Here is a 25,293-nt window from a genome sequence, read left to right on the forward strand (position 1 = left end):
CTGGTCGGGCGGCGGAGACGGGCGCCTGGCCCCATCCGGGCGGCCCTGCCCCGATCTGGCCCAGGGTGGTGGGGCCTGCTCGGGGGGTGCTGGTGGCGCGGGCCGGGCGGCGCCGAACGCCGCCGCCGGGCGGACGGGGGGCCGGAAGGGGGCAGCCGGGACGTCCGGCTCCGGAACGGGGCTGTGCAGGCTCACGCGGCGGCCCTGGCGCCGGTGCCCGCGGGAAGCACCGCGGTCGCGGTGACGGGGACGGACGCGGCTGCGGCGCCGTGGCCGTCCTCGCAGGGGGGTCGCTCGGACCGCTGGTCACGCCCGCACGCCGGGCAGTGCTGGACGTGCTCGTCGGTGCTCACCCGGACCTGGTCCACTCGCGCATCACTCCCCGGGCACGGCCGCCTTGTTCACCTGGCTGCGACCCACGGGCCATCGAGGCGGCGGGGCTGCCTCCGGAGTTCCCCCCGGACCGGGCCCGCCATGGCGCGCAAGGACGCGCAATACCCCGACCGCCTGGCGCGGACGAGCCCGCGCCGCCACCCACCGGGGGGATGCGTTCCGCCCGGGGAGTTGCGTCGACGAGAGATCCTGCCGCCGTTGGCCGGTCGGAAGTGGGCTGATCGTGGTACATCGCCGACCGTTGTCGCCCATTCCGACTGGACTGACGGTGCCATGGGTGGGGCGGTTCTCCGCGCATTCCCCCCGGCGTGTCGCGTCAGGTCGGCTGTGCGCGGTGCGGGGCCGAAGCGCCATCCGAGCGGGTGGTGGCGATTCGTGCCGGCCCGCTCGCGGACCGCACCCGGTCGCTCAGCCCGCGGGCGCGGACCGCGCGGGGCCGGCGGTACCGGACTGCCCGTCGGCGGCATCCAGGGGCCGCAGCCAGTGGCGTTCGACGAAGAACGGCGCGACCGGGAGAACCGACGCGCCGAGTGCGAGGAGGGTGCGCACGGGGCGCCAGCGCCGCAGCACCGACACGTAGAGCACCAGCAGGCAGTACGCGATGAACAGGGCGCCGTGGACCGGCCCGAGGACCTTGACGCCGATCTCCTCGTCCGCTCCGTGCTTGACCGCGGTAGCCACGAGGAGGAGCAGGAAGGAGGTCGCCTCGGCCAGTGAGACGAGCCGGGCGGCACCCACGGGCCAGAAACTGCTCTGGGGGGAGGGGTCGGTCATCGGAATCTCCTCGCGTAGCCGCGGCCGCGCGGGATGCGCTGTGGCCTCTCGGGGGTCCGTTGCCGGCGGCACCGGATTCGCCGCTCTGACTTCTACTGCGAGTAGAAGATATCGCACACAGTCGTGTGCCCTACCCGGCATCTGTTCGCCCGGCGTGCAACGATCGGGCCATGTCCCTCGGAACCACCGCTGTCGCGCCGCCTCGTTCCGGGCTCTCGCCCCGACGCCGAGGCCTCACCGCGACCTCGCCTTTTCTGCGTGCCGCGGCCGGGGACCGCCCGGAGCGCGTGCCTGTCTGGTTCATGCGGCAGGCCGGCCGGGTGCTTCCCGAGTACCGCGCGCTGCGCGCCACCACCGCCATGCTCGACTCCTGCCGGAACGCCGAGATGGTCACGGAGATCACCCTCCAGCCGGTCCGCCGGTTCCGGCCCGACGCGGCCATCTTCTTCTCCGACATCGTGCTGCCGCTCGCCGCGGTCGGGGTGGACGTCGACATCGTCGCCGGGGTCGGGCCGGTGGTGGCCCAGCCGATCCGGGCCCGTGCCGATCTCGACGTCCTGCGCCCGCTCCAGCCCGACGACGTGCCGTACGTCAGCACCGCCGTCGGGATGCTGATCCGTGAGCTCGGCGAGACGCCGCTGATCGGCTTCGCCGGAGCCCCGTTCACCCTGGCGAGCTATCTGATCGAGGGGGGACCCAGCCGCAGTCACACCCGCACCAAGGCGTTGATGTACTCGGACCCGGAGCTGTGGCATGACCTGCTCGGCCGGCTGGCGGAGATCACCACGGGCTTCCTGCGGGTCCAGGTCGACGCCGGTGCCGACGCCGTCCAGCTGTTCGACTCGTGGGCGGGCGCGCTCAACGAGGACGACTATCTGCGCTACGTGGCCCCGCACAGCGCCCGGGTCCTGTCCGCGTTCGCCGATGACGGTGTCCCGCGGATCCACTTCGGAGTGAACACCGGCCAGCTGCTCGGCGCGATGGGCGCCGCCGGTGCGGATGTCGTCGGGGTCGACTGGCGGGTTCCGCTGGACGAGGCCGCTCTCCGCGTCGGCGGGGACCGTGCCGTGCAGGGCAACCTCGACCCGGCCACGGTCTTCGCCCCGGCCGACGTGCTGGCGGAGAAGGTGCGCGACGTCTGCCGCCGTGGCGCGGCCGCGCCCGGCCACATCTTCAACTTCGGGCACGGGGTGCTCCCGGAGAGCGACCCGGGCGTGCTCGCGCACATCGTGGATCTCGTCCACGAGTTCTGAGCACCACAGCTTCTGAGCACCACAGCTCGGCGCCCGCCACGGCCGCGGCCGTGGCGGGCGCCGAGTCCGTCGGTTCGGTTCGCGGGCCTGTCCCGCCGGTCCGTGGGTCTGTCCGGGCTGGTGTCAGTGGCCCGTCCGGGGGATCATCCACGTGCCGTGGGGGTGACGCGGCCGGGGCGGGTGGCCCAGGTACCGGGCGGGCGCGCCCGGTGAGCGGACGGTCCCGCTCCGACGGTGCGTGTACTGACGGGACCTGCCGTGCCGCCAGCCCGCATCCGGGGGCGAGACTGGACGCCGGCCGCGGAATCCGGCGGGCCCGTCAGCGCGAGGTCGGCGCCGCCGAGCCCGCGGGCGCCGGGTCGGCACCGCCATACCGGGGACGGCGTGAAGAGGGGCTGGGAGACACGTGCGGGTCGTGATCATTGGCGGGGGAATCGCGGGGCTTGCCGCCGCGAACGCGCTGGCGGGCAGCGCCGAGGTCACCGTGATCGAGGCGGGCGACCGGGTCGGGGGCAAACTGCGGACGACCCCGATCGAGGGCCTGGCCGTGGAGGAGGGCGCCGAGTCCTTCCTGGTCCGGGTACCGGAGGCGCTCCGGTTGGCGCGCCAGGTCGGGCTGGGGCATGCGATCGTGCATCCGACGACGACCGCCGCCTCGCTGTGGGTCGGCGGGCGGCGGCGGCCGATCCCGCCGAACACCATGCTGGGCGTGCCGACGGATGTCCTCGGCCTGGTGCGGTCACGGGTCCTCTCCCCGCTGGGGCTGCTGCGTGCGGCGGCCGACGTGGTGCTGCCGCGGACGTCCCTGCCGGACGACCCGACCGTCGGCGGCTACGTGGGCGCGCGGGTCGGGCGGGAGATCGTCGAGCGGCTGGTCGACCCGCTGCTCGGGGGTGTCTACGCCGGCCGGGCCGACGCGCTGTCGCTGCAGGCGACCGTCCCCCAGCTCACCCCGATCGCGACGGAGGACCGGTCGCTGCTGCTGGGCGCCCACCGGGTCCGGGCGCGGACGGGGCCGGCGACCGCTCACACGCCGGTGTTCGCCGCGCTGCGCGGCGGGCTCGGCTCGTTCGCCGAGCAGGTGGCGCAGTCCAGCGGCGCGCGGGTGCTGACCGGACTGATGGCTCGCGAGCTGCGGCGGACGTCCGACGGCTGGGAGGTGCGCTGCGACCCGGTGGGCGGCGGGGAGACCCCGCTCCCGTTCGCCGCCGATGCGGTGATCGTCGCGGTGCCCGCGGGTGCGGCCCGTGACCTGCTCACCCCGCTCGCACCGCACGCTGCCGCCCCGTTGGCGGGGGTGCCGTACGCATCGGTGGGCCTGGTGACCCTGCTCTACCGGGGGGTGACACTGCCACCGGGCAGTGGTCTTCTCGTGCCGCCCCGGGCCGGACTGTCGATCAAGGCCGTGACCTACCTGTCGGCGAAGTGGCCGCATGTGGCCGCCGGCAGTGATCTCACGGTGATCCGGGCCAGCGTCGGGCGGGCCGGGGCGGAAGGCGACCTGCGGCGTGGTGACACCGAGCTCATCGGTGTGGTGGCCGCAGAGGTCGCGCAGGTCACCGGGATCACGGCCCGGCCGGTCGGCTGCCGGGTCAGCCGCTGGGGCGGCGCCCTCCCGCAGTACCTGCCAGGCCACCTGGGCCGGGTGGCGGCCGTGCGCCGGGCGTTGCCGGCGGGGCTGACACTCGCCGGCGCGGGCTATGACGGCGTGGGGATCCCGGCGTGCATCCGGTCCGGCGAGGCGGCTGCGGCCGAGGTGCTGCGCGCGCTGCGTGCCGGCGGCGCGCAGGCGGCCGAGTCGGAGCCTGCCGGCGCCTGAGGCCGCGGGGCCGGGCGCGGGGCCGGGCGCGGGGCGGGGGCCCGCGCAGCCACCAGCCGTGCGCGCCGCGGCCGCTCGGGATCGGTCGCCGAGGTGGACAATGGAGGGCATGTCAACAGGCGACGACGTCCAGCACGGCGGCACCCCCTCGGCGTCCGCGCCCACCGCGGGTGCGTCGTACCCCGGCCCTGGCGCCCGGGGTGCCCATTCGCACGACTCCGGCCCGGGCGGGCCGCGGGCCGCTGCCGCCACCGAGGCCGCCCCCGAGGCCGCCTCCGATGCGGGGAGATCGGCCCGGGAACTCAACGACGAGCTGCTCTACACCGGCTGGTCGGTCTTCGCGGCCCGGCGCCCACTGCCAGCGGACCGCGCCGAGATCGTCACGGAGGTGGCCGCGCTCCTCGACGGCGCGCTGGCCAAGGATGTCTACACCCGCGGGATCTACGAGATCTCCGGGTACCGGGCCGATGCCGACGTGATGCTCTGGTGGACCTCTCCGAACCCGGATCTGCTGCAGGAGACCTACCAGCGGTTCCGGCAGACCGAACTGGGTCGGCACCTGGAACCGGTGTGGTCGGCCGTGGGCCTGCACCGCCCGGCGGAGTTCAACCGGAACCACATCCCGGCCTACGTCCGCCGTGAGGACCCACGGGACTACATCTGCGTCTACCCGTTCAACCGGTCGCTCGAGTGGTATCTGCTGCCCGACTACGAGCGCCGCGGGCTGCTCGCCGAGCACGGCATCATGGGTCGCGAGTACGAGGATGTGCGCGCGAACACCGTCGCGGCCTTCGGGCTGGGTGACTACGAGTGGCTGCTCGCCTTCGAGGCCGACGAGCTGCACCGGATCGTCGACTGCATCCGCCACCTACGGGCCAGCGCGACGCGGCGCCACACCAGGCTGGAGATCCCCTTCTACAGCGGCGCCCGCAAGCCGCTCGCGGACGTCGTGGCGGCGCTGCCCTAGCGGGCCTGGCGGGCCTGGAAACGCGAGGAGAGGTCGGCACCTGCCTGGGCGCCCCCACCCGTCCGGCAGGCGCCGACCGCCCCGTTGCTGCCCCCACGGCCAGGTGGCCGGAGCCGACCCGGGCGGGCAGGAACCACCGGCACCGAGGGCCTGTCAGGCCACGGCGAAGCCGGTGATCGGCGGCCGGGCACTCCCGGACCGGCCATGACTGACAGTAGCATCGCGGCTTGGCTCTGTCTGCTTAGCGTCAGCAAAAGAAACCAACGGTAGCCGCAAAACGGTCGATCAGGGATGATCGGCCGTTTTTCTTACGGAGGGTTACCGTCGGGCGCGTCGCCGTACGTCACTGACGGTGACTGGGGTACTGGTTGGGTTCCGGTGGCCTGCTGTCGGGAAGAAGGCTTCGGTGCTGGGCGGGGCGATGGTCCGGTCTGGTACGGGTGCCGGTAACGTTGCCGCCTGACCAACGAGCGTCGCATGTCGGGGCCGAGGCGGGCCAGGGCCGGTCCGGTCGGTCTCGGTGTCCTGGTTCGCGTCGGTAGCCCACACCGCGCGTGAACCCGTGCCATGGGCCGGTGCGGCTGCCCGGGCCGGACGATCGCCGGAGATCGGAGTTCGGTATGCCGCGATGGGACAGACGACGGGGGAGCGTGCGCACGACAGGCGCCATGGAGTGCGGGGCCCTGAGCCGCGCGTACCGACTACAGGTCCGCGTGTGTCTGGGTGAACCGCTACACCGGCAGGCTTGTCCTGATCGACAATTGGTCCGGCGGGGGATGGCCCTGCGGGGGGGCCTCCGGGGGGCTGTCGCCGCGTGCCCGTTCCGTCGACCAGAACTGACATGCCGAAGGCCAGGGGGGGTCCTGTTGTGACGGATACGGTGTCCGGGGGTACAAGATCGTTTGGGGGTGGTCCCCGCCCGCCTGACGGGCCGCGGCCCACGGGCAGCCCCTGGCCCGCCGGCGGGACGGGTGTCGTTCCCCAGGCCCGCGGCTTCTTCGAGCCCGAGGATGTGGTGCATCCGGGTCCGCCGCCGGCCCAGCACGGCTGGCCGGGCCCGCCTGCCCCGCCCATCCCGCGGGTCGGGCCGGGCTGGAACGGCGTGCCGCCGCAGCCCGCGGCCGGCTGGCCCGGCCGGCCTGTCGACCCGAACCAGTACTCCTTCCTTCACGCCCAGACCTCCCAGGACCCGCGTGACTACCGCGCCCAGGTCGGCTGGGAGCGGCGCTACGTCCGGCTGTTGGTGCTCTTCGACGCGCTCGCCTGCGTCCTCTCCGTCGGCCTCGCCTACTTCGTGCGCTTCGGCGACGTCGTCGACTTCGAGACCAAGCCGGTCTCGTCGACGCCGTACATCATCATGACGGTCCTGCTGCCGCTGGCCTGGGTCCTCGCGATGTCGCTCAACCGCGCCTACGAGACCAGGTTCCTCGGTGGCGGCTCCGAGGAGTTCCGCCGGGTCGTGAACTCCGCCGCCCGGCTCACCGCGCTGGTGGCGGTCGCCTCGTATGCGACCAAGGCCGAGATCGCCCGAAGCTACGTGCTCATCGCGTTCCCCGTGGCCACCCTGCTGTCGGTGGCCGGCCGGTCCGCCGGCCGCGGCATCCTGCACCGGATGCGCCGGCAGGGCCGGTGTCTGCACCGGGTTCTCGTCGTGGGCGCGGGGGAGTCCGCGGCCACGCTGGTACGGCTCGCCCAGCGCGACCCGACCTCAGGCTGGTCGGTGGTCGGTGTCTGCCTGGACCGGCTGCCCGGCCGGCACAGCCACGACCGGCCCGAGCGCAGCGGGTTCGACCTGCTCGGCGTGCCCATCGTCGGCACTTCCGAGAACCTGCACACAGCCATCCAGGCCACCCATGCGACAACGGTCGCCATCGGCCCGCAGATGGACGGGGAGACGCTGCGCCGGGTCCTGTGGGCCCTTGAGGGCAGCGACGTCGACGTCCTGGTCAGCTCGGCGCTGACGGACGTCACCGGCCCGCGCATCTCGATCCGCCCGGTAGCCGGCCTGCCGCTGCTGCACATCGAGGAACCCGAGCTCAGCGGGACGCGGCGGCTGATGAAGATTGCCTTCGACCGGGTCGTCGCCGGTGTCGCGATCCTCCTGTTCTCGCCGCTGCTGATCGGCCTGGGCCTGGCGGTGCGGCTCACCAGCCGCGGCCCGGCGATCTTCAAGCAGACGCGGGTCGGTCGCGGTGGCAGCGAGTTCCGGATGTACAAGTTCCGGTCGATGTACGTCGACGCCGAGGCCCGCAAGGCGGAGCTGGAGTCGCGTAACGAGCGTGCCGAGGGCCTGCTGTTCAAGATGCGGGACGACCCGCGGATCACCAAGGTCGGCAAGTTCCTGCGCAAGTGGTCGCTCGACGAGCTGCCCCAGCTGTTCAACGTGGTCAACGGGAGCATGTCCCTGGTCGGCCCGCGGCCGCCGCTGCCCTCCGAGGTCGCCCGCTACGAGGACGACGTGTACCGCCGGCTGATGGTCAAGCCGGGGCTCACCGGGCTGTGGCAGATCAGCGGTCGCAGCGACCTGGAGTGGGACGAGTCCGTCCGGCTCGACCTGCGGTATGTCGAGAACTGGTCGTTGGCGATGGACTTCGTCATCCTCTGGCGCACCCTGTTCGCCGTGCTCCGGCGCGAGGGCGCCTACTGAGGCAGGGCCGCGCCTACTGAGGCTCCGCCTCGACCCAGCCGGCGTGGACCAGGTGCTCGAGCACCTGGTCCACGCCGGCGAAGGTGGACAGGTCGGCGGTGTCCACGACGACATCGGCGTCGGTCGGCTCCTCGTAGGGGTCGGAGACTCCGGTGAAGGCGGGGATCACCCCCGCCCGGGCCTTCGCGTACAGGCCCTTGCGGTCCCGTGCCTCACACACCTCCAACGGGGTCGCCACGTGCACCAGCACGAAGCCCGCGCCCCGGGCGGTCGTCATCGCACGCACCTGCGCGCGGACGTCGGCGTAGGGCGCGATCGGCGCGCAGACAGCGGTCCCGCCGGCCCCGGCGACCTCGGCGGCGACGAACCCGATGCGCCGCACGTTCGTCTCCCGGTCGGAGCGCGAGAAGCCCAGCCCCTGCGACAGATGCGTCCGGACGACATCGCCGTCCAGCAGGGTGACCCGCCGGCCCCGCTCGAGCAGGCGGCAGACCAGCAACCCGGCAAGCGTCGACTTGCCCGAGCCGGAGAGACCGGTGAACAGGATCGTCAGCCCGCGGCGGGAGCGCGGGGGCAGCGCCCGTACCAGCTCGGCGGCCACGCCCGGCGGAGTCAGCTCCGCCGGCAGCGGGGCGCCGGCGTCCAGCAGGGCGGCCAGTTCCCCCGCGTCCGGAGCGCCGATGGCGGGCCCGGTCAGGCTGCCGGCGCAGCCGTAGACCTCGGCGAGGTGGGCCCGCAGTGCGGTGAGCTCGGCCATCGCGTCGAGGACGGGCGCGCCGGCGTCAGGCTCGTCGGTGAGCCCGCCCGGGGAGGTGGCGCTCATCGCCGGTTCCCGGGGGGCGGCGAGCTGGCCGGCTGGGACGACCGGCACCAGCACCAGCATGCTGTGGTGACCACCGGGGCCCTCGCCGGGGCCGTGACCCGGCCCCCGGGCCTGCCCGTCGCCGGCGGGCGCCGTCGCCTCCGGGCCGGCATGCCGGCTGTGCTGCGCGGCCCCCGACCGGCCCCGGGTACCGCTCTTCGAAACCGCCTCGGAGGCGAACGGCTCGTGGGCGAGTGTGGCCTCGGCCGGGCGCGGGGCTGTGTCGATCGCGTTCAGCGCGGCGATCAGGCAGCGGATGCGCAGGTGGTGCGAGGCGTCCGCCGGATCCGCGCCGCCGACCGGCGCCAGGATCACGCAGTGTTTCCCCCGGCGGGTCAGGGCCCGGATACGGCCGACGTCGGCGGTGTGCAGCAGCCCGTCCGCCCACACCGCCCACGGCGCGCCGGTGCCGGACGCCGTCCAGCCTCGGTCGGCGAAGTCCGCGCGCAGCTGCGCCGGGGTGCGGCGCAGCGCCGGGTAGTCCGGATGGCTGGGCAGCTCCAGCCCTTCCACAGTGCCGACGAGGCGGACCGTGGGAGGTGCCGGCTCGAGCGCGAGCAGCCGCAGGGCGGCGATCATCACCCCTTCGCGGTCACGCAGCGCCACGTCGGAGCCGACGGTCAGGTCGGCCGCCACCGCGGCGGGGACGGTCAGCGTCGGCACCGGCGGGCTCTCGGGCGCCGGGATCTGGTCGGCACCGGCGGGCGCCTGCCCGGCATAGCTCGGCGCGGGGCCGAAGACCCCGAGCACCATCAGCTCGAGGTCGGAGAGCTGCCGGGCGTCGAGGGTGACCGAGGGCCAGCCGACGGACGCCTCCCGCAGCCGCCGGGCGCGCTCGGGCCCGACGACCGCGTCTGGCCGGTCGGGTGGCCCGGTCCGGTGCCCGTTCCCCTCCGAGTGCGCGGTGCGCCCGCGGCGCTGGTCGGACGACCCGCGCAGATCGCGCGGATCCCGGACGGACGTGCCGACATCGTTGTCGGAGGTGGCGCTCACACCCGCGACGGTAGCGGGTGGAAGACTCGCACTCGATGAGCACCGACGACATCCGCCGGCCGGCCGCGTTCTCCACGGTTCCGGTCGATATCGCCACGGACGAGCTCAGCGATGCCGCGCTGGCCCGCCGCCTGGCCACGGACGCGGGCAAGCTCCTGCTGCGCATCCGGGCCGAACTGGGGTTCGCCGAGACGGCGACCCTGCGCGAGACCGGGGACGCCCGCTCCCACCAGCTGCTCGCCCGGGCCCTCGGCCGGCATCGGCCGGACGACGTGGTCCTCTCGGAGGAGGCGGCGGACGACCCGGTGCGGCTCGGCGCCGACCGGGTGTGGATCGTCGACCCGCTCGACGGTACGCGGGAGTTCTCCGAGCCGGGCCGTAGCGACTGGGCGGTGCACGTGGCGCTGTGGGAACGCGGCGAGCTGACGGTCGGGGTGGTGGCGCTGCCCGCCCTGGACCTGGCGCTCTCCAGCGCTGAACCTCCGCGGGAGCGCCGCGCGGGCACCGCCGCACCGCGCCTGGTCGCGAGTCGGACGCGCTCGCCGCGGATCGTCTCCGAGGCCGCCGAGGCGCTTTCCGCGACGATCGTCCCGATGGGTTCCGCCGGGGCGAAGGTGGCGGCGGTCATCCGTGGCGAGGCCGACATCTACCTGCACGAGGGCGGCCAGTACGAGTGGGACTCGGCCGCCCCGGTCGCCGTCGCACGGGCGGCCGGCCTGCACACGAGCCGGCTCGACGGATCGCCGCTGCGCTACAACCAGCCGGATCCGTACCTCCCCGACCTGATCGTGTGCGATCCGGTCTACACGGAACGGGTGCTGGCCGTCACCCGTGCCCGCTCGGCGGGAACGGACGGCGCCGCGCCGGCCTAGCCCCGGTCCAGCGCCGGTCCAGCCTGGTTCCGGTGGGGCCGGGGCACGCCGACACGCTCGCGGTGTGCCGACCCGATGGGGCAGTATCGGCCGATGGACCTGCCCGTGCCGCCGACGGTGAAGCCGATGCTCGCCCGGGCCACTTCCAGGATCCCACCCGGCATGCTGTATGAGCCGAAGTGGGACGGGTTCCGTGCCCTGGTTTTCCGTGACGGCCCGGAGCTGGAGATCACTTCCCGCAGCGCCCGGCCGATGACCCGGTACTTCCCGGAGCTGGTCACGGTTCTGCTGGCCGGTCTGTCGCAGCGGTGCGTGCTCGGGAGCCCGGAGGCCGCAGCGCCTCGGCGCGTCCCGAGCGGGCTCTATCTGACTCCGTCGACCAGCGACCCGGCTGTGGCCGAGGAGTGGTTCCACCGCTTCGAGGGCACCGGGCTCGACGGACTCGTCGCCAAACCACCCGACGGGCACTACGAGCCGGACCGGCGCACGATGATGAAGATCAAGCACGAGCGCACCGCGGACTGCGTGATCGCCGGCTACCGGCCGCACAAGAACGACCCGGACGCGGTGGGGTCGCTCCTGCTCGGGCTGTACGGCGAGCCGGTGGAGGCCGGTGTGCCTGCCCTGCTGTCCGTCGGGGTGACCTCCGCGTTCCCGACGGCGCGCCGCCGGGAGCTGGTCCAGGAGCTCGCAGATCTCGTCACGCCGATCGCCTCGCACCCCTGGGCCAGGCCGGGCACGCGGGCCTGCGGTTCGGCGGCGGGGACCGACAGCGCAGCTGCCGCCGTACCGGACGCCACACCGGCGACCCGGACTCCCTGGGACGCGGGGGAGAGTCGGTGGGCCCGTGGCCGGGACCCGTCGTTCGTGCCACTGCGGCCCGAGCAGGTCATCCGAGGCCCCGGTCGCCCGGGCTCTGCGCGCGGGCCCAGGCCGGCCCCCAGCCGGGCACCACGTCCGCCGGCGGGGCGCCCAGCACGGACGGCAGCCGGTCGTTGTTCGCCACGATGGCTGGGCTCGCCAGCCAGGCTCCGTAGGCCGACCGCTGCCGGGGCGTCATGGCCTCGACGGCGATCGGTTCGTTCCCGGGACCGAGGAAGTCGTCCGCCGGGCCGGTGATGTAGCCGTCGGCACGGGGGTCGCCGGTGTACACCCGGGTGGTGCCGCCGCCCGTGTCGACGCGGACCGGGCGGAGCGGGCTGCTGCCCCGGTGGCGCCACAGCTGTGTCACCGAGGCCCGGTACTGGTCCTGCCAGCCCGGGAGGACGTGCAGGCCGACCCGCAGGGCGGCGAGGACGGCACGGGAACGCTCCGTCGGCAGGTTCGCCGTGGCGCGGCGGACGCGATCCTCGACGATCTCGACGGTCAGCCCCGTGCCGAGGTTGACCAGTGTCCGCACGAGGCTGGTCACGTCGATCGACTTGGCGGTCTCGGCGAGGATGTCCAGCAGGACCGCGGTGCGCCGCTGGTGCTGTTCGAGGGCCGCCGCGTGGTCCCGCAGCTCCGCCTCGGCGGCGTCGACGAGCGCGGTGCCGAAGAAGGCGACGATCTCGTTCGCCTGGTGATAGGCGAGCGTACGCGGGCTGGCCGGGTAGTGCCCCGCCTCGGGCCGGTTGTAGTTACCGGTGCCCAGCCAGGCCTGCTCCTCGATGCGGGCGGCGGCGGTGACCGCGTCGGCGGCGAGCAGCGGAGCGCTGGCCCCGCCCCGCAGGCTCTCCCGCAGCAGCGCCGCCCACTGGCTGGTGGCCAGGCCGAGGCCGGGGGCGTCGGGCCGTGACCTGTCGGCCGGCAGCGGTGAGGTGATCGCCGCGTGGAGATCGTCCCGCCAGACGTGCAGGACCTGCCCGTAGGCCGCCCGCAGGTGCGGGGAGATCCTGCCGGGCGGGCCGGCGGTTCCCATCTCGACGAGCCGGACCACGAACTGTCGTGCGGCGGCCGGGCTCGCCCGCTGTGCCGCCGCCCCACCCGCCGCGGCGAGCAGCGCCGCGCGGGCGGGTTCCAGCGCCGTGGACCAGGCGTCACCGGGCGGCCGCAGCCCTGGGGGCAGCTCGGCGACCAGCCGGGACGCGTGCAGCAGGTGAGGGAGGTGCCGGCTCGCGAAGGACGGCGCGAGCCGCGGGTCCGCCGCGATCGCCCGGAGCAGCGTGGCTGCGTACTCCCGGTGGGCGGCGCGGGCGGACCAGGGACCCGAGCGCATGCCGCCGCGCGGCCCGGTGAGCAGACCGACGTCGCGCAGCGAACCGTGGGCGGTGCCGAACATCAGATCACCGAGGCGCTCCAGCAGCTGCCGCGAGAACCGCCCGTGCCCGAGCAGAGGCCCGAGCAGCGAGGTCTCGACCTCGCCGGCCCGCCCCTGCCGGCTGAACCTGCCCAGCCACGCGTCGTTCAGCACACGCACCCGGCTGTAGGTGGCGAGGCCGCGCCCCAGGACCTCCGCGGCCTGCGCCGGTCGGGCCCGCGCCGGGCCGGCCGGGTCGAACAGGTGGTGCAGCAGCATGGCGAGGCCGGTGGGCCCGAGACGGTCGTAGAAGCCGGTGACGAAGCCGGGATCGTCGGCTCGGCGGCCCAGAACGGCGACGGTGTCGGTGAGCCGGTCGCGATCCCGGTGGTCGGGGCCGGGGCGGGTCAGCCGCTCGGCCAGCGCCCGCCCCGCGGCTGCGGCCGTCGCCGCCGTCGCCGTGCTCCGGCCGGGGACCTCGTGCCTGTCGGATGTTGCCCACCGGACCGACGTCGCCGGCGCGCCCGGTGCCTCGGGGTCGGCCGCCTGCGCGAGAGCCAGACGGCGGTGAAGGGCTGTCACCTCACGTTCGGCCCAGGCGCCGGCGGCCCGCAGCCGCGCCGGCGCGGCCGCGGCGGGTGGGACGGCGAGTGGGATGGCGTCGGTGTGGGCGGCAAGGACGCGTTCCTGCGTACGCAGCTTCCGGTGGAGCTCCGTCATCGCGGTGACCATTCTTTGCAGCGCTGCCGGATCGACGACGACACGTTCAGGTGGCCCGGGCACGGTGCGCCTCGCGTCGACTACCGCTGGCTGGCCAGCGGCGCGGGCGCCGGGCCGGGATGGCGGGCCCGTGGATCATCGTGGGCGACCCGCACGGGCTCGCCGAGGAGCAGGTGCCGGCAGGCATCCACCCAGGAGTCGAGGGCACCGAGGGCGGCTGCCCGCTGACCGGCGGCCCCCCGCCACCAGTCGTCCGCCGCGCGGCCTGCCCAGCCACCCGCGTCGCCTTCGGCGAACAGCGCGCCGAAGGCCTCGGCCAGCTCGTGGCGTTCGGCCACCACCGCGGTGAGCGCGGCCTCGGCTGCCTGCCGGAAGCGGTTCGGTGCGGACTCGGGGAACGGCGTCACCTGCGTCACGGGAGAGCTCGCAGGAGCGGGGTTCGGGCCGGTGACGTTCGAGGTGTGGGCATGGAAGGTTCCGTCCCGTCAGGTTCGGAGGCGGGCGTCGCCGGTGCGGGCGGACACCCGGCCCCTGAGGTCGGAACCGACGCTAGTCGCGGCTACCTGCGGTCAGCCCCGCGCGCATCGGGCTGTGGACAACGCGATGTCGTGCGGACCGGCAGCCAGACCCGGGCGTTCGATCAGCGGCCGAAGCGGAGGAACAGGGAGCCGTTCTCTTCGAGAACGTGCAGGAGCCGCAGGTGCTGCGGCGCCGTCCAGGACGCTCCGGCCATCATCCCGAGGCGCGCCGGTCCGGCCAGGACCGGTGCGAGCGTCACACACACCTCGTCGAGGAGCCCGGCCCGGGCAAGCTGGGAGTGCAGGGTCGGACCGCCCTCGGTCAGGACGCGCAGCAGCCCGCGCTCGGCGAGCGCGGCGAGCACGGCGGCCGGCTCGACGGTCAGCTCGCCGCAGGACACGACGTCCGCGACGGGCTCCAGCGCGCGGCGCAGTTCGATCGGCGCTGCCTCGCAGGTCAGCACCAGAGGGCGGACCGCACCGCCGAACAGACGAGCGTCCGGGTCGAGGTCGAGCCGGCCGCTGACGACCGCGACCGGCGGGATCGGTGCGAGCCCGGCCGCGACGCGGATCTCCTGGCGCGCTGCCGGGACGGGCACCGGGCCGTAGTCCTCGGTCCGGACCGTGCCGGCGCCGACGAGCACCACATCGGCCAGCCAGCGCAGGGCGCGGAACACGCGGAGATCTGCCGGGCCACCCAGGCCACCCGACCGGCCGTCGATCTCGATGGCTCCGTCGACGGAGGCCACGAAGTTGGACCGGATGTGCGGAGTCCCCGCCGTCAGCTCGGGCAGCCCGTAGGCGATGTCAAGATCGACTTCGGTGGAGCCGGTCGCACTGGCGTGATCCGCGTGCGCGTTCCTGGACGAGTCAGTAGGAACAGAAACGTCCGTGGACAGAAGAACGCGCATCTCCACGACTCTATCGGCCGCCGGCCGCCGGCCGCCGACCGCCGACCTCCGTGCCGGCGCGGTCGCCCCGCAACGGCGCTCGGCTCGGCCTGCCGCGCCGTGCACCTGCCGCGGACGGCGACCGCCGCGGACGCCCGGGCGCCTGCCAGGATGGGACCGTGAACACGTACGTGGTGCTTCTGATCGGTGTTCTGCTCGTCAGCCTCGCCGGGCTCGGCCTGCTCTACCGCGGCCTGACCCGGGCGGCGGACCGCCGCCGCACCGGCCGCTGACCGCACCGGCGGGCACGGTCGGTCCGGGCACAGTCGGTCCGGGCACAGTCGGTCAGCGCGCTGGCAGCAGCCGGACCACGACGACGGACTCGCCCTCCAGCTCGACCCGGCCCGGCATGTACGTGAACCCGGGGCTGGAGGCCGCCGGGGCGTCGAACGGCACCCCCTCCACCGGAACCGACTGCCGGTCGGCGGCGAGATTGCACACAACGGCGACGTCACCGCCTCCGGAGAGCCGGCGCAGCACGAACCAGCGTGCCTGGTCGTCGTACGAGCAGGTGACCGAGGAGAGCGCCGGGTCGCTGAGCTGGGGCAGCCGGCGGCGCAGGCTGATCAGACGACGGTGCCAGTCGAACAGCGAGGCGTGGTCGGGCAGGTCCCGCTCGCTCCAGTCCAGCCGGGAGCGCTCGAACGTCGCCGGGTCCTGCGGGTCGGGAACGTCGTCGGGTCCCCAGCCGTGCGCGGCGAACTCCCCGCGCCGCCCGTTGCGCACGGCCTCGGCCAGCCCTGGGTCGGTGTGGTCGGTGAAGTACTGCCAGGGCGTGGTGGCGCCCCATTCCTCGCCCATGAACAGCATCGGCGTGAACGGCGCCGTCAGCAGCAGCGCGGCCCCGATCCGCAGCTGGCCGGCGCTCAGCGTCGCCTGGGCCCGGTCCCCGGTCGCCCGGTTGCCGACCTGGTCGTGGTTCTGCAGGAACGTGACGAACCGGTAGGCGGGTGTCCGCGGCGGCACGGGACGCCCGTGGGAGCGGCCGCGGAACGTCGAGTAGCCGCCGTCATGCACGAACGCCGACGTCAGGGCCTTGCTGAGGGTTTCGAACGAGCCGAAATCGCCGTAGTAGCCCTGCCGTTCCCCGGACAGCGCGGCCCACAGCGCGTGGTGGATGTCGTCGGCCCACTGCCCGTCCAGCCCGTGCCCGCCGGCTTCCGGGGCAGTGATCATCCGCGGGTCGTTCATGTCGGACTCGGCCACCGCGAACAGCGGGCGGCGTTGCTGGGTGCCCAGCCGGTGCACCGCGTCGGAGATCTCCTCCAGCAGGTGCCGGGCCCGGTTGTCGACGAAGGCGTGCACGGCGTCGAGCCGCAGGCCGTCGCAGTGGTAGTCCCGCAGCCAGGCGAGGGCGCTGTCGATGACGAACGCGCGCACCTCGTCCGAGCCGGGGGTGTCCAGGTTCACCGCCGGGCCCCACGGGGTGCTGTACCGGTCGGTGAAGTAGGGCCCGAAGCGGCCGAGGTAGTTTCCGTCCGGGCCGAGGTGGTTGTAGACCACGTCCATGATCACGCCGAGGCCGCGGTGATGGGCGGCGTCCACGAAACGCTTCAGCCCGTCCGGCCCCCCGTACGGCTCGTGCACGGCGAACAGGCCGACCCCGTCGTAGCCCCAGCCGTGCCGTCCCGGGAAGGCGTTCACCGGCAGCAGCTCGACCAGGTCGACCCCCAGGTCCACCAGATGGTCGAGGCGCTCGATGGCCGCGTCGAAGGTTCCCTGTGGCGTGAACGTGCCGACGTGCAGCTCGTAGAGCACGCTGCCGGACAGCGGCACCCCGCGCCAGTGGGCGTCCGTCCACGGGAAGCGGGCATGGTCGACGAACCGGGAGCGGCCGTGCACCCCGTACGGCTGCCAGGCGGAGCGCGGGTCGGGCAGCTCCAGATCACCGCCGTCGATGCGGTAGGCGTAGTCGGCTCCGTGCCGGGCGGACGGCACCTCGACAGACCACCAGCCGCCGACGGCGGCGGTCATCTCGTGCACGGTGTCGTGCCCGGAGCCGTCGGCGGTCTCGCCGTCCGCGATGACCAGGCTGACAGTCTTCGCGGCGGGGGCCCACACCCGGAAGGAAGTCATGTGTCCTGTCTACCGGTAGCAGCTCGTCGGGGAACCGTTCTTCGGCCCGGGGTTGGTGCCGGAGTGCGCGCCGGCCTGTACACGGCCGGCGCCCGGGCGGGGTCGCGGCGTCGCGGCGGCACTCTCAGGGGGTGCGGATCAGGGGGCGGATCAGGGGGTTGAGAACTATTGCCGGTTGGGCGTTGGATGGCGTTGAGGGGTGCCGGGTGGTTGTACGGGTGAACCTCAGGGTCCGGGTTGCCTTGAGCGGGGGTGGTTGCTCGACCGCCCGGTGGTGGTTTCTCGGCGGGGGCTGCCGGTGCCGGGAGGACGGTGGGTGCTCGTTGTGGTCTTGTCTCGACGGGTGACCGCGCTGGGCTGGTTCGGGGCTTAACGTGATCCACGTGTTCGAACGTGTGTGCTGTCACGGTCGGGGTGTGGCCGGGTGACAATGTTGCAGGCGTACCGGTTCGCGCTCGATCCGAACACCGTCCAGCTCGCGGGTCTGCGTAGGCATGCGGGGGCTGCCCGGTTCGCGTTCAACTGGGGTCTGGCCCGGGTGAGGGCCGCATTCGCGTAGCGTGACGCGGAGCGGTCCTACGGTCTGACCGGTGACCTGCTCACCCCGGTGCCGTGGACGTTGCCGGCGCTGCGCCTGGCGTGGAACGTGGCGAAACACCAGGTTGCCCCGTGGTGGGTGGAGTGCTCGAAGGAGGCGTTCTCCGCAGGGTTGGATCAGCTTGCCCGCGGGTTGAAGAACGTCTCCGACTCCCGGGAGGGGAAGCGGAAGGGCCGCCGGGTCGGGTTCCCCCGGTTCAAGAAGCGCGGCAGGGCCCGTGACAGCTTCCGGTACACCACCGGTGCGTACGGCCCTGCCTGCGACCGGAGGGTGAAGCTGCCCCGGATCGGCCGGGTGAAGGTCTGCGAACCGATGGGTGCGCTCACGTCCCGGCTGGCGGAGGGCAGGGCCCGGCTGCTGGGCGCGACCGTGGCCCGTACCGCCCACCGCTGGTACGTGTCGTTCACCGTCGAGGTCGACCGGCAGGCTCCCCCAGGCCCGTCACGTCGGCAGCGCGACGCCGGCCCGGTCGGTGTTGACCTGGGGGTGAAGCATCTCGCGGTGCTGTCCACCGGTGAGATGGTGGTGAACCCGAAGCATCTCGCCGGGTCGCTGCGCCGGCTGCGGACCACGTCGCGGGCCCACGCCCGGTCCAGGCCCGGCAGCGCCCGCCGGCGTCGGCGCGCCGCGCGCCTCGCTCGGATCCACGCCCGGGTCGCCCACCAGCGCCGCGACGGCCTGCACACGCTCACGACCCGGCTCGCGAAGACCCACAGCGTGATCGTGGTCGAGGACCTGCACGTCGCCGGGATGGTCCGCAACCGGCGGCTCGCCTGTTCGGTGTCGGACACCGGGATGGCCGAGGTCCGCCGCCAGCTCGCGTACAAGACCGGCTGGTACGGGTCGACGCTGGTCGTCGGGGACCGCTGGTACCCGAGCTCGAAGACCTGTTCCGGCTGTGGCTGGCGAAACCCAAGCCTGACCCTGGCCGACCGTACCTTCACCTGCCAGTCCTGCGGGCTGGTGACCGACCGCGACCTGAACGCCGCGGTCAACCTGCGTCACCTCGTCGCCGCCAGTACGTCGGAGACGGTAAACGCCCGTGGAGCCGACCATAAGACCCGCGCAAGCGGGCAGGTGGCTGGGAAGCGGGAACCCGGCACGGCCACGGCCGGTCAGACCGGGAGTGCCTCACTGCACGGTGGGGCGGCATGACCGCCAACCATCCGGCGCTCTCATGCAACGGTGCGGATCAGCAGGCTGACCGGGAAGTCGCGCAGCAGCCGCAGGACGTAGGCCGTCCCCCCGTCGTGCCGGCGGCCGGTCAGGACGTCCGCCCAGCGGCCTTCGGGAAGGGTCACGGTCGTGTCGCGCCAGCCGCCGCCACGCCGCAGGCCCAGGACGAGCCGCGGCACCACCGTCACCACCGACTCGGAGCGGCAGAAGGCGACGACGTGCTCGGCGGCCGACCCGGAGGCCCACAGCGGCCGGTAGGTGCCCTGCTCCCCGAACCACTCCGGGTGATCCCGCCGTACCCGCAGCGACCGTGCCACCACGAGCAGCTTCGCCGCGCCGGAGTCGTCGAGCACCGGCGGGCGCCGCGGCGCCGCCAGTTCCGAGCCGGGCTCCACCCCGAGCTCGGTGAGCATCTTCGCCCGCTCGCCGAAGTTGACCGGCCGGCGGTTGTCCGGGTCCACCAGGGAGTGATCCCACAGCTCCTGCCCCTGGTACACGTCGGGGACGCCGGGCATCGTGAGCTGCAGCAGCTTCTGTGCCAGGCTGTTCTGCCGGCCGAGCTCGACCAGGGTGGCCACGTAGGTGTCCAGCGCGCCGACGAACTCCTCGTCCTCCAGCGCGCTCTCGATGTAGTTGGTCAGCGCCGCCTCGTAGGCGGGATCGGTGTCCGCCCAGGTCGTGAAGAGCTTCGCCTCCCGCACGGCCTTGACCATGTACTGACTGACCCGCTCGGCCGAGATCGGCCAGGCGCCCACCAGGGTCTGCGCCAGCAGGTACATCGTGACCGGGTCGGGCCAGCCGGCCTCCGGGTCGGCGTGCCGTTCACCGAGCCGGGTCAGCCGGCGCAGGATGTCGGCCCAGCCGCGCGGGTCCTCCGACAGCACGGCGAGCCGGGCGCGGACGTCCTCGGAGCGCTTGGTGTCATGTGTGGAGAGCGTGGTCATGGTCAGCGGCCACGCCCGCTGGGTGGTGATGTTCGCTTCGTGGAACTCGTTGACGGCGCTGCGGGGGTGGCCCGTGGGGTAGGCCGGGTAGTCACCCGGGGCACCGCCGACCTCGTTGAGCGCGACCATCGGCACGTACCGGTAGAAGGCGGTGTCCTCGATGCCCTTGGCCATCACCGGGCCGCAGGTCTGCTGGAAGCGCACCACGAACTCGGACGGGCCGGCGAGCGCGAGGTCCTCGATCAGGTCGATCTCGCTGGCCCGGCCCGGCAGCGCCAGCCGCGCCTGCTCGCACGCGCGGACGATGTGGCCGCGGGCTTCCAGGCTGGGGGTCCCGTCCGGGCGGATGTAGGCGCGGTACACCTCGAAGGCGGCGAGGACCTCGCGCAGCGCCTCGCGCAGGCCCGCCCGGGTGAGGTCGGCCCGGTCGCGCCGGGCCTCGGCGAGCGCCAGCCCGGTCAGGCGGTCGACCTCGGGCCGCAGGACGGTGGTGAGGACGTCCATCTTCGCCGCGCGGGCGACCGGCGCGAAGTCGGGCGAGCGCCCGCTGACCTCGGTGTAGAGGGCGGCCATCGGACGGGCGGAGACCGGGTCCAGGAAGAGCCGGGTGATCCGGTTCAGCGTCTCGTAGCCGGTGGTGCCGTCACAGGCCCAGCTGTCGGGCAGGGCCTCCTCACGTTCGACGATCTTCTCGACGATCGTCCACACGCCCCCGGTGGCCTCCGCGAGCTGGCGCAGGTACTCCTCCGGGTCGGCCAGGCCGTCCGGGTGGTCGATGCGCAGCCCCTCCAGGTTGCCGGAGCGGACCTGCTCGATCAGCAGCCGGTGGGTGGCGGCGAAGACGTCCGGGTCCTCCTGGCGCAGGCCGGCGAGCGACGGGATGTCGAAGAAACGGCGGTAGTTCAGCTCCGTCCCGCCGACGCGCCACCAGCACAGCCGGTAGTACTGCGCGTCCAGGGTGGCCGCGACGTCGGCCGGGTCGGCGGTGCCCGCGGCGACCGGGAGCACGTGGTCGTAGTAGACGATCACCCACTCGCCGTCCTCGTCCTGCTCGACGGTGATCTCGTCGGCGGCGAGGCTGTCCGCGAGCGACTGGCCGAGCAGGGGCAGCAGCACCCGGCCCGGGTTGTCCGGGGAGTCCCAGTCGATGTCGAACCAGGAGGCGTAGGGGGAGTCCGGCCCCTCGCGCAGCACGGACCACCAGGCGGTGTTCGTCGTGCCGGGGGCCAGCACGGCCATGTGGTTGGGCACGACGTCCGCGACGATGCCGAGCCCGGCGCGCCGGGCCGCGGCCACCAGCCGGCGCAGGCCGCCGAGACCGCCGAGCTCCGGGCTGATCTGGCTGTGGTCGACGACGTCGTAGCCGTGCGTCGACCCGGGCGCCGCCTCCAGGATGGGAGACAGGTACAGGTGGGAGACCCCGAGCCCCGCCAGGTATGGGATGATCACGGCGGCGTCGGTGAACGAGAACTCCAGGTGCAGCTGGAGCCGGTAGGTCCCGCTCGGGACGACCCGGAGCTCGCCGCCGCCCAGCTCCTCCCGGCCCGCGCCCGCGGCGCCCTCCCGGCGGCGGTCGGCAGGCGGGTGGCGGTCGGGGCCGCTGGGCCGGTCAGCTGACACGGCGCAGCACGAGGGTGGCGCGGGCATCGACCTCGAGCGGGTCCTCGGCCTTGACCAGTCGTTCGACGTCGACGGCGCCGAGATCGGTGCCACCGAGCATCGCCGCGATCTCGGCGCTGGACGAGCGCGTGTCCACGATGATCTCCCAGGTGGTGCCGAAGTTGGCCGGTGGTGCCAGGAACCGGATCGGTTCGTGGTGGGCGTTGAAGAACAGCAGGAAGGAGTCGTCGACGATCGCCTCGCCGAGCGTGTTGGGGTCCGGGATGCCGTGCCCGTTGAGGTAGCAGCCGAGCGAGCGCGCCGTGCCGGACTCCCAGTCGGTGTCGGACATCTCGTTACCGTCAGGACGAAGCCAGACTATGTCCTTGGCGGCCACCTCGACGGCTTCCGCGCCGTCGGGCGACCCACCCGCGTTGTCCTCTCCACCGGCCGAGCCGCGGATCGACTCCCCCTGGAAGAACCGCCGTCGCCGGAACACCGGGTGCGCCCTGCGCAGGTGGGCGACCTGGGCGGTGAACTCGATCAGGTCGGCGTTGCGCTCGGCGTCGGACCAGTCCAGCCAGGAGATCGGGCCGTCCTGGCAGTAGGCGTTGTTGTTGCCGCCCTGGGTGCGGCCCATCTCGTCGCCGGCCACCAGCATGGGCACACCCTGCGAGAGCAGCAGGGTGGCGAGCAGGTTGCGGGCCTGGGCGTTGCGCAGCCGGTTGATCGCCGGGTTGTCGCTGGGCCCCTCCACCCCGCAGTTCCAGGAGCGGTTGTCGTCCGAGCCGTCCCGGTTCTCCTCGCCGTTGGCCTCGTTGTGCTTGTCGTTGTAGGAGACGAGGTCACGCAGGGTGAAGCCGTCGTGGGCGGTGACGAAGTTGATCGACGCGTACGGCCGGCGCCCGTCGTTCTCGTACAGGTCCGAGGAGCCGGTCAGGCGGGAGGCGAACTCGGCGATGCCGTGGTCCTGCCCACGCCAGAAGTCGCGGACGGTGTCGCGGTACTGCCCGTTCCACTCCGTCCACAGGGGCGGGAAGTTACCCACCTGGTAGCCGCCCTCGCCGAGGTCCCACGGCTCGGCGATCAGCTTCACCTGGGAGACGACGGGGTCCTGCTGGACCAGGTCGAAGAACGACGACAGCCGGTCGACGTCATAGAACTCCCGGGCCAGGGTCGCGGCCAGGTCGAAGCGGAAGCCGTCCACGTGCATCTCGGTGACCCAGTACCGCAGTGAGTCCATGATCAGCTGTAGGACGTGCGGGTGCCGTACCCGCATGCTGTTGCCGGTGCCCGTGTAGTCCATGTAGTACTGCGGATCATCGTCGACCAGGCGGTAGTAGGCAGCGTTGTCGATGCCCCGGAAGGACAGCATCGGGCCCATGTGATTGCCCTCGGCCGTGTGATTGTAGACCACGTCGAGGATCACCTCGATGCCGGCCTCGTGCAGGTTGCGGACCATGCCCTTGAACTCCTGCACCTGCCGCCCGTCGCCGCCCGCGGACGAGTAGCCGTTGTGCGGGGCGAGGAAGGCGATGGAGTTGTAGCCCCAGTAGTTGCGCAGGCCGCGGCTCACCAGGTGCTCGTCATGGACGAACTGGTGCACGGGCAGCAGCTCGATCGCGGTCACGCCCAGCCGGTGATAGTGATCGATCATCAGTGGATGCGCCACGCCCGCGTAGGTGCCGCGGTACTCCTCGGGCAGGCCCTCGTGGCGCATGGTCAGGCCCCGCACGTGCGCCTCGTAGATGATCGTCTCGTTGTAGGGGCGGCGCGGGGGGCGGTCTCCGTTCCAGTCGAAGAACGGGCTGATCACCACCGACTTCATCATGTGCGGCGCGGAGTCGGCGGTGTTCACGCTCTCCGGGTCGCCGAAGTTGTAGCCGAAGACGGCCTGGTCCCAGTCGATCTCGCCGTCGACGGCCTTGGCGTACGGGTCGAGAAGAAGCTTGTTGGGGTTGCACCGGTGCCCCTGTGCGGGATCATGGGGTCCATGGACGCGGTAGCCGTACCGCTGTCCGGGCAGCACGGTGGGCAGATAGGCATGCCAGACGAAGGCGTCGCGCTCGCGCATCTCGATCCTGCGCTCGGCTCCCGAGGGGTCGAACAGACAGAGTTCCACGCGCTCGGCGACCTCCGAGAAGATCGCGAAATTGGTACCCGACCCGTCAAAGGTGGCGCCGAGGGGATAAGGGCTGCCTGGCCAGACCTGGGACATACGCACGAAGCCTACGGCTCGGCACCCTCGCTCGGGCCGGGGGCGCGCGAAGCACGGGCGGCTGTTGGCTGCAGCCATTGAGTTCTGATAGATCGTTGGAGTTCCGACCGCGGAGAGGTGCCATGGCGGACGAGGTCGTCTGGGTCGTCGTGGCGGGTGTGCTCCTGCTCGGGGAACTGCTCACCCTGGACCTGATACTGATCATGTTCGCGGTGGCTGCGCTGGTCAGCGCGGGGCTCGCGGTCGCGGGCGCCGACCTGATCGTGCAGATCGTGGCCTTCGCCGGGGTCTCGGCCGGGCTGACCGCCGGCCTGCGCCCGGTCGCCCGGCGCCACCTGACCCGCGGCCCACTGCTGCGGACCGGGACGGACGCGCTGGTCGGAGCCCCCGCCGTCGTCGTCGAGCGGGTCGACGGGGCGGATGGCAGGGTCCGGCTGGCCGGCGAGATCTGGTCCGCGAGATCCTTCCCGGAGGCGGACGTGCTGGAGGTCGGCACCGCCGTCCGGGTGCTGCGTGTCGACGGCGCGCATGTGATCGTGCACCGCGGGGAGGAGATCCCGCCTCCCAGCGGGTAGGACGCCGCGCCGGGGAGCAGGACGCCGCGCCGGGGAGCAGGACCTCGGCCATGACCAAGGAGTGCGGATGGGCGGAGTCATCGCCGCGGGGGTGGCGGCGCTGGTGGTCCTGATCTTTTTGATCCGGTCCGTGCGGATCGTCCCGCAGGCGCGGGCGATGGTGGTCGAACGCCTCGGCCGCTACCACCGCACGCTGACCCCGGGCCTGGCGATCGTGGTCCCGATCGTCGACCGGATCCGGGAACGCATCGATCTGCGTGAGCAGGTGGTGAGCTTCCCGCCGCAGCCGGTCATCACCGAGGACAACCTCGTCGTGGGTATCGACACCGTCATCTACTTCCAGGTGACCGACCCGCGGGCGGCAACCTACGAGATCGCCGACTTCATCCGGGCGATCGAGCAGCTGACCGTCACCACCCTGCGCAACGTCATCGGCGGGATGAACCTGGAGGGGACCCTCACCTCCCGGGACCAGATCAACGGGCAGCTGCGCGGGGTCCTGGACGACGCGACCGGGCGGTGGGGCATCCGGGTGAACCGGGTCGAGCTCAAGGCGATCGACCCGCCGCGCTCCATCCAGGACTCGATGGAGAAGCAGATGCGCGCCGAGCGCGACCGGCGTGCCGCGATCCTGACGGCGGAGGGCGTGAAGGCCAGCGAGATCCTGCGGGCCGAGGGCGAGAAGCAGGCCGCGATCCTGCGGGCCGAAGGCCACCGGGAGGCCCAGATCCTCGCCGCCGAGGGCGAGGCCAAGGCGATCGGCACCGTGTTCGGAGCCATTCACGAGGGTGACCCGGACCAGAAGCTCCTCGCCTACCAGTACCTGCAGATGCTGCCACGGCTGGCCCAGGGGCAGGCCAGCAAGCTGTGGATCGTGCCCAGCGAACTGACCTCCGCGCTGGGCGGCCTCGCCGGGCCCGGCGGGCTGTTCGACGTCGAAGGCCGGACCGGCCGCCAGGGCAGGCGCGACGGCGACGGCGGTGAGCCCGGCGGTGAGCCCGGCGGCGATGGCGGACGAGAGGGCGGCGGGGGCCGGCCGGGCGGCGGTGACGGGAGCCGGCCCGCCGCTCCCGTCTGAATCCCACCTGAAAGAACCAGTCCCTCGGTGGGGTGGGGGACAC

At 73.2% G+C, this 25,293-nt stretch carries 16 protein-coding genes and 2 pseudogenes; 9 read left to right on the forward strand and 9 right to left on the reverse strand.

The features are described 5' to 3' along the window. Positions 1 to 191: 191 nt before the first annotated feature. A complete protein-coding gene (locus B207_RS39430; RefSeq protein WP_154675104.1) occupies positions 192 to 353 on the reverse strand; it encodes a hypothetical protein in 162 nt (53 codons plus the stop codon). 448 nt (positions 354 to 801) lie between these two features. Then, positions 802 to 1,167 carry a DUF3817 domain-containing protein gene (locus B207_RS0102440; protein ID WP_018634920.1) on the reverse strand — a complete coding sequence of 122 codons (366 nt, stop codon included), beginning with the start codon at positions 1,165 to 1,167 and terminating at the stop codon, positions 802 to 804. A 170-nt stretch (positions 1,168 to 1,337) separates the two neighbouring features. Between B207_RS0102440 and hemE the strand changes: the two genes are divergently transcribed. The 4 genes from hemE (at position 1,338) to B207_RS0102460 (ending at position 7,853) form a co-directional block, all read left to right on the forward strand. Then, positions 1,338 to 2,420: a uroporphyrinogen decarboxylase gene (gene hemE, locus B207_RS0102445; protein ID WP_018634921.1), complete on the forward strand. Its 1,083-nt coding sequence runs from the start codon at positions 1,338 to 1,340 to the stop codon at positions 2,418 to 2,420. 406 nt (positions 2,421 to 2,826) lie between these two features. Further along, entirely contained in the window at positions 2,827 to 4,239 is a 1,413-nt protein-coding gene (gene hemG / locus B207_RS0102450; protein ID WP_018634922.1) for a protoporphyrinogen oxidase, read from the forward strand. 100 nt (positions 4,240 to 4,339) lie between these two features. Further along, on the forward strand, positions 4,340 to 5,206 hold the full coding sequence (gene hemQ / locus B207_RS0102455; protein WP_018634923.1) for a hydrogen peroxide-dependent heme synthase: 867 nt from the start codon (positions 4,340 to 4,342) through the stop codon (positions 5,204 to 5,206). 1,012 nt (positions 5,207 to 6,218) lie between these two features. Next, positions 6,219 to 7,853 carry a sugar transferase gene (locus B207_RS0102460; RefSeq protein WP_018634924.1) on the forward strand — a complete coding sequence of 545 codons (1,635 nt, stop codon included), beginning with the start codon at positions 6,219 to 6,221 and terminating at the stop codon, positions 7,851 to 7,853. Positions 7,854 to 7,866: 13 nt separating this feature from the next. On the opposite strand, the gene cysC is transcribed toward B207_RS0102460, so the two are convergent. Then, a complete protein-coding gene (cysC, locus tag B207_RS0102465; protein ID WP_018634925.1) occupies positions 7,867 to 9,708 on the reverse strand; it encodes an adenylyl-sulfate kinase in 1,842 nt (613 codons plus the stop codon). 35 nt (positions 9,709 to 9,743) lie between these two features. Here cysC and B207_RS0102470 point away from each other — a divergent pair, with 35 nt between their 5' ends. Then, complete coding sequence (locus tag B207_RS0102470; RefSeq protein WP_018634926.1) at positions 9,744 to 10,580, forward strand: 3'(2'),5'-bisphosphate nucleotidase CysQ; 837 nt, start codon at positions 9,744 to 9,746, stop codon at positions 10,578 to 10,580. Between the two features lie 93 nt (positions 10,581 to 10,673). Beyond that, positions 10,674 to 11,306: pseudogene (locus B207_RS42710) on the forward strand (ATP-dependent DNA ligase); the annotation flags it as partial. Positions 11,307 to 11,469: 163 nt separating this feature from the next. Here the strand turns inward: B207_RS42710 and B207_RS0102485 are convergent. The 4 genes from B207_RS0102485 to treZ all read right to left on the reverse strand — a co-directional run bounded on the left by B207_RS0102485 (position 11,470) and on the right by treZ (position 17,062). Continuing rightward, complete coding sequence (locus tag B207_RS0102485; protein WP_154675106.1) at positions 11,470 to 13,518, reverse strand: hypothetical protein; 2,049 nt, start codon at positions 13,516 to 13,518, stop codon at positions 11,470 to 11,472. 80 nt (positions 13,519 to 13,598) lie between these two features. Beyond that, on the reverse strand, positions 13,599 to 13,934 hold the full coding sequence (locus B207_RS0102490; RefSeq protein WP_018634930.1) for a hypothetical protein: 336 nt from the start codon (positions 13,932 to 13,934) through the stop codon (positions 13,599 to 13,601). Between the two features lie 224 nt (positions 13,935 to 14,158). Next, entirely contained in the window at positions 14,159 to 14,947 is a 789-nt protein-coding gene (locus tag B207_RS0102495; RefSeq protein ID WP_035739795.1) for a pyrimidine reductase family protein, read from the reverse strand. A gap of 324 nt (positions 14,948 to 15,271) precedes the next feature. Then, a complete protein-coding gene (gene treZ / locus B207_RS0102505; protein WP_018634933.1) occupies positions 15,272 to 17,062 on the reverse strand; it encodes a malto-oligosyltrehalose trehalohydrolase in 1,791 nt (596 codons plus the stop codon). A 424-nt stretch (positions 17,063 to 17,486) separates the two neighbouring features. Here treZ and tnpB point away from each other — a divergent pair. Next, positions 17,487 to 18,815 (forward strand): annotated as a pseudogene (gene tnpB, locus B207_RS32220) (IS607 family element RNA-guided endonuclease TnpB). Between the two features lie 20 nt (positions 18,816 to 18,835). Here the strand turns inward: tnpB and treY are convergent. Further along, a complete protein-coding gene (gene treY / locus B207_RS0102515) occupies positions 18,836 to 21,400 on the reverse strand; it encodes a malto-oligosyltrehalose synthase (RefSeq protein WP_230204798.1) in 2,565 nt (854 codons plus the stop codon). Next, entirely contained in the window at positions 21,390 to 23,597 is a 2,208-nt protein-coding gene (glgX, locus tag B207_RS0102520) for a glycogen debranching protein GlgX (RefSeq protein ID WP_018634937.1), read from the reverse strand. The genes treY and glgX overlap by 11 nt, the downstream gene beginning before the upstream one ends. A 122-nt stretch (positions 23,598 to 23,719) precedes the next feature. Between glgX and B207_RS0102525 the strand changes: the two genes are divergently transcribed. Beyond that, positions 23,720 to 24,172: an NfeD family protein gene (locus tag B207_RS0102525; protein WP_018634938.1), complete on the forward strand. Its 453-nt coding sequence runs from the start codon at positions 23,720 to 23,722 to the stop codon at positions 24,170 to 24,172. 67 nt (positions 24,173 to 24,239) lie between these two features. After that, a complete protein-coding gene (locus tag B207_RS0102530; protein WP_018634939.1) occupies positions 24,240 to 25,250 on the forward strand; it encodes an SPFH domain-containing protein in 1,011 nt (336 codons plus the stop codon). Positions 25,251 to 25,293 lie beyond the last annotated feature (43 nt).

The organism is Parafrankia elaeagni (assembly GCF_000374165.1).
In the GTDB taxonomy this organism is placed as follows: domain Bacteria; phylum Actinomycetota; class Actinomycetes; order Frankiales; family Frankiaceae; genus Parafrankia; species Parafrankia elaeagni.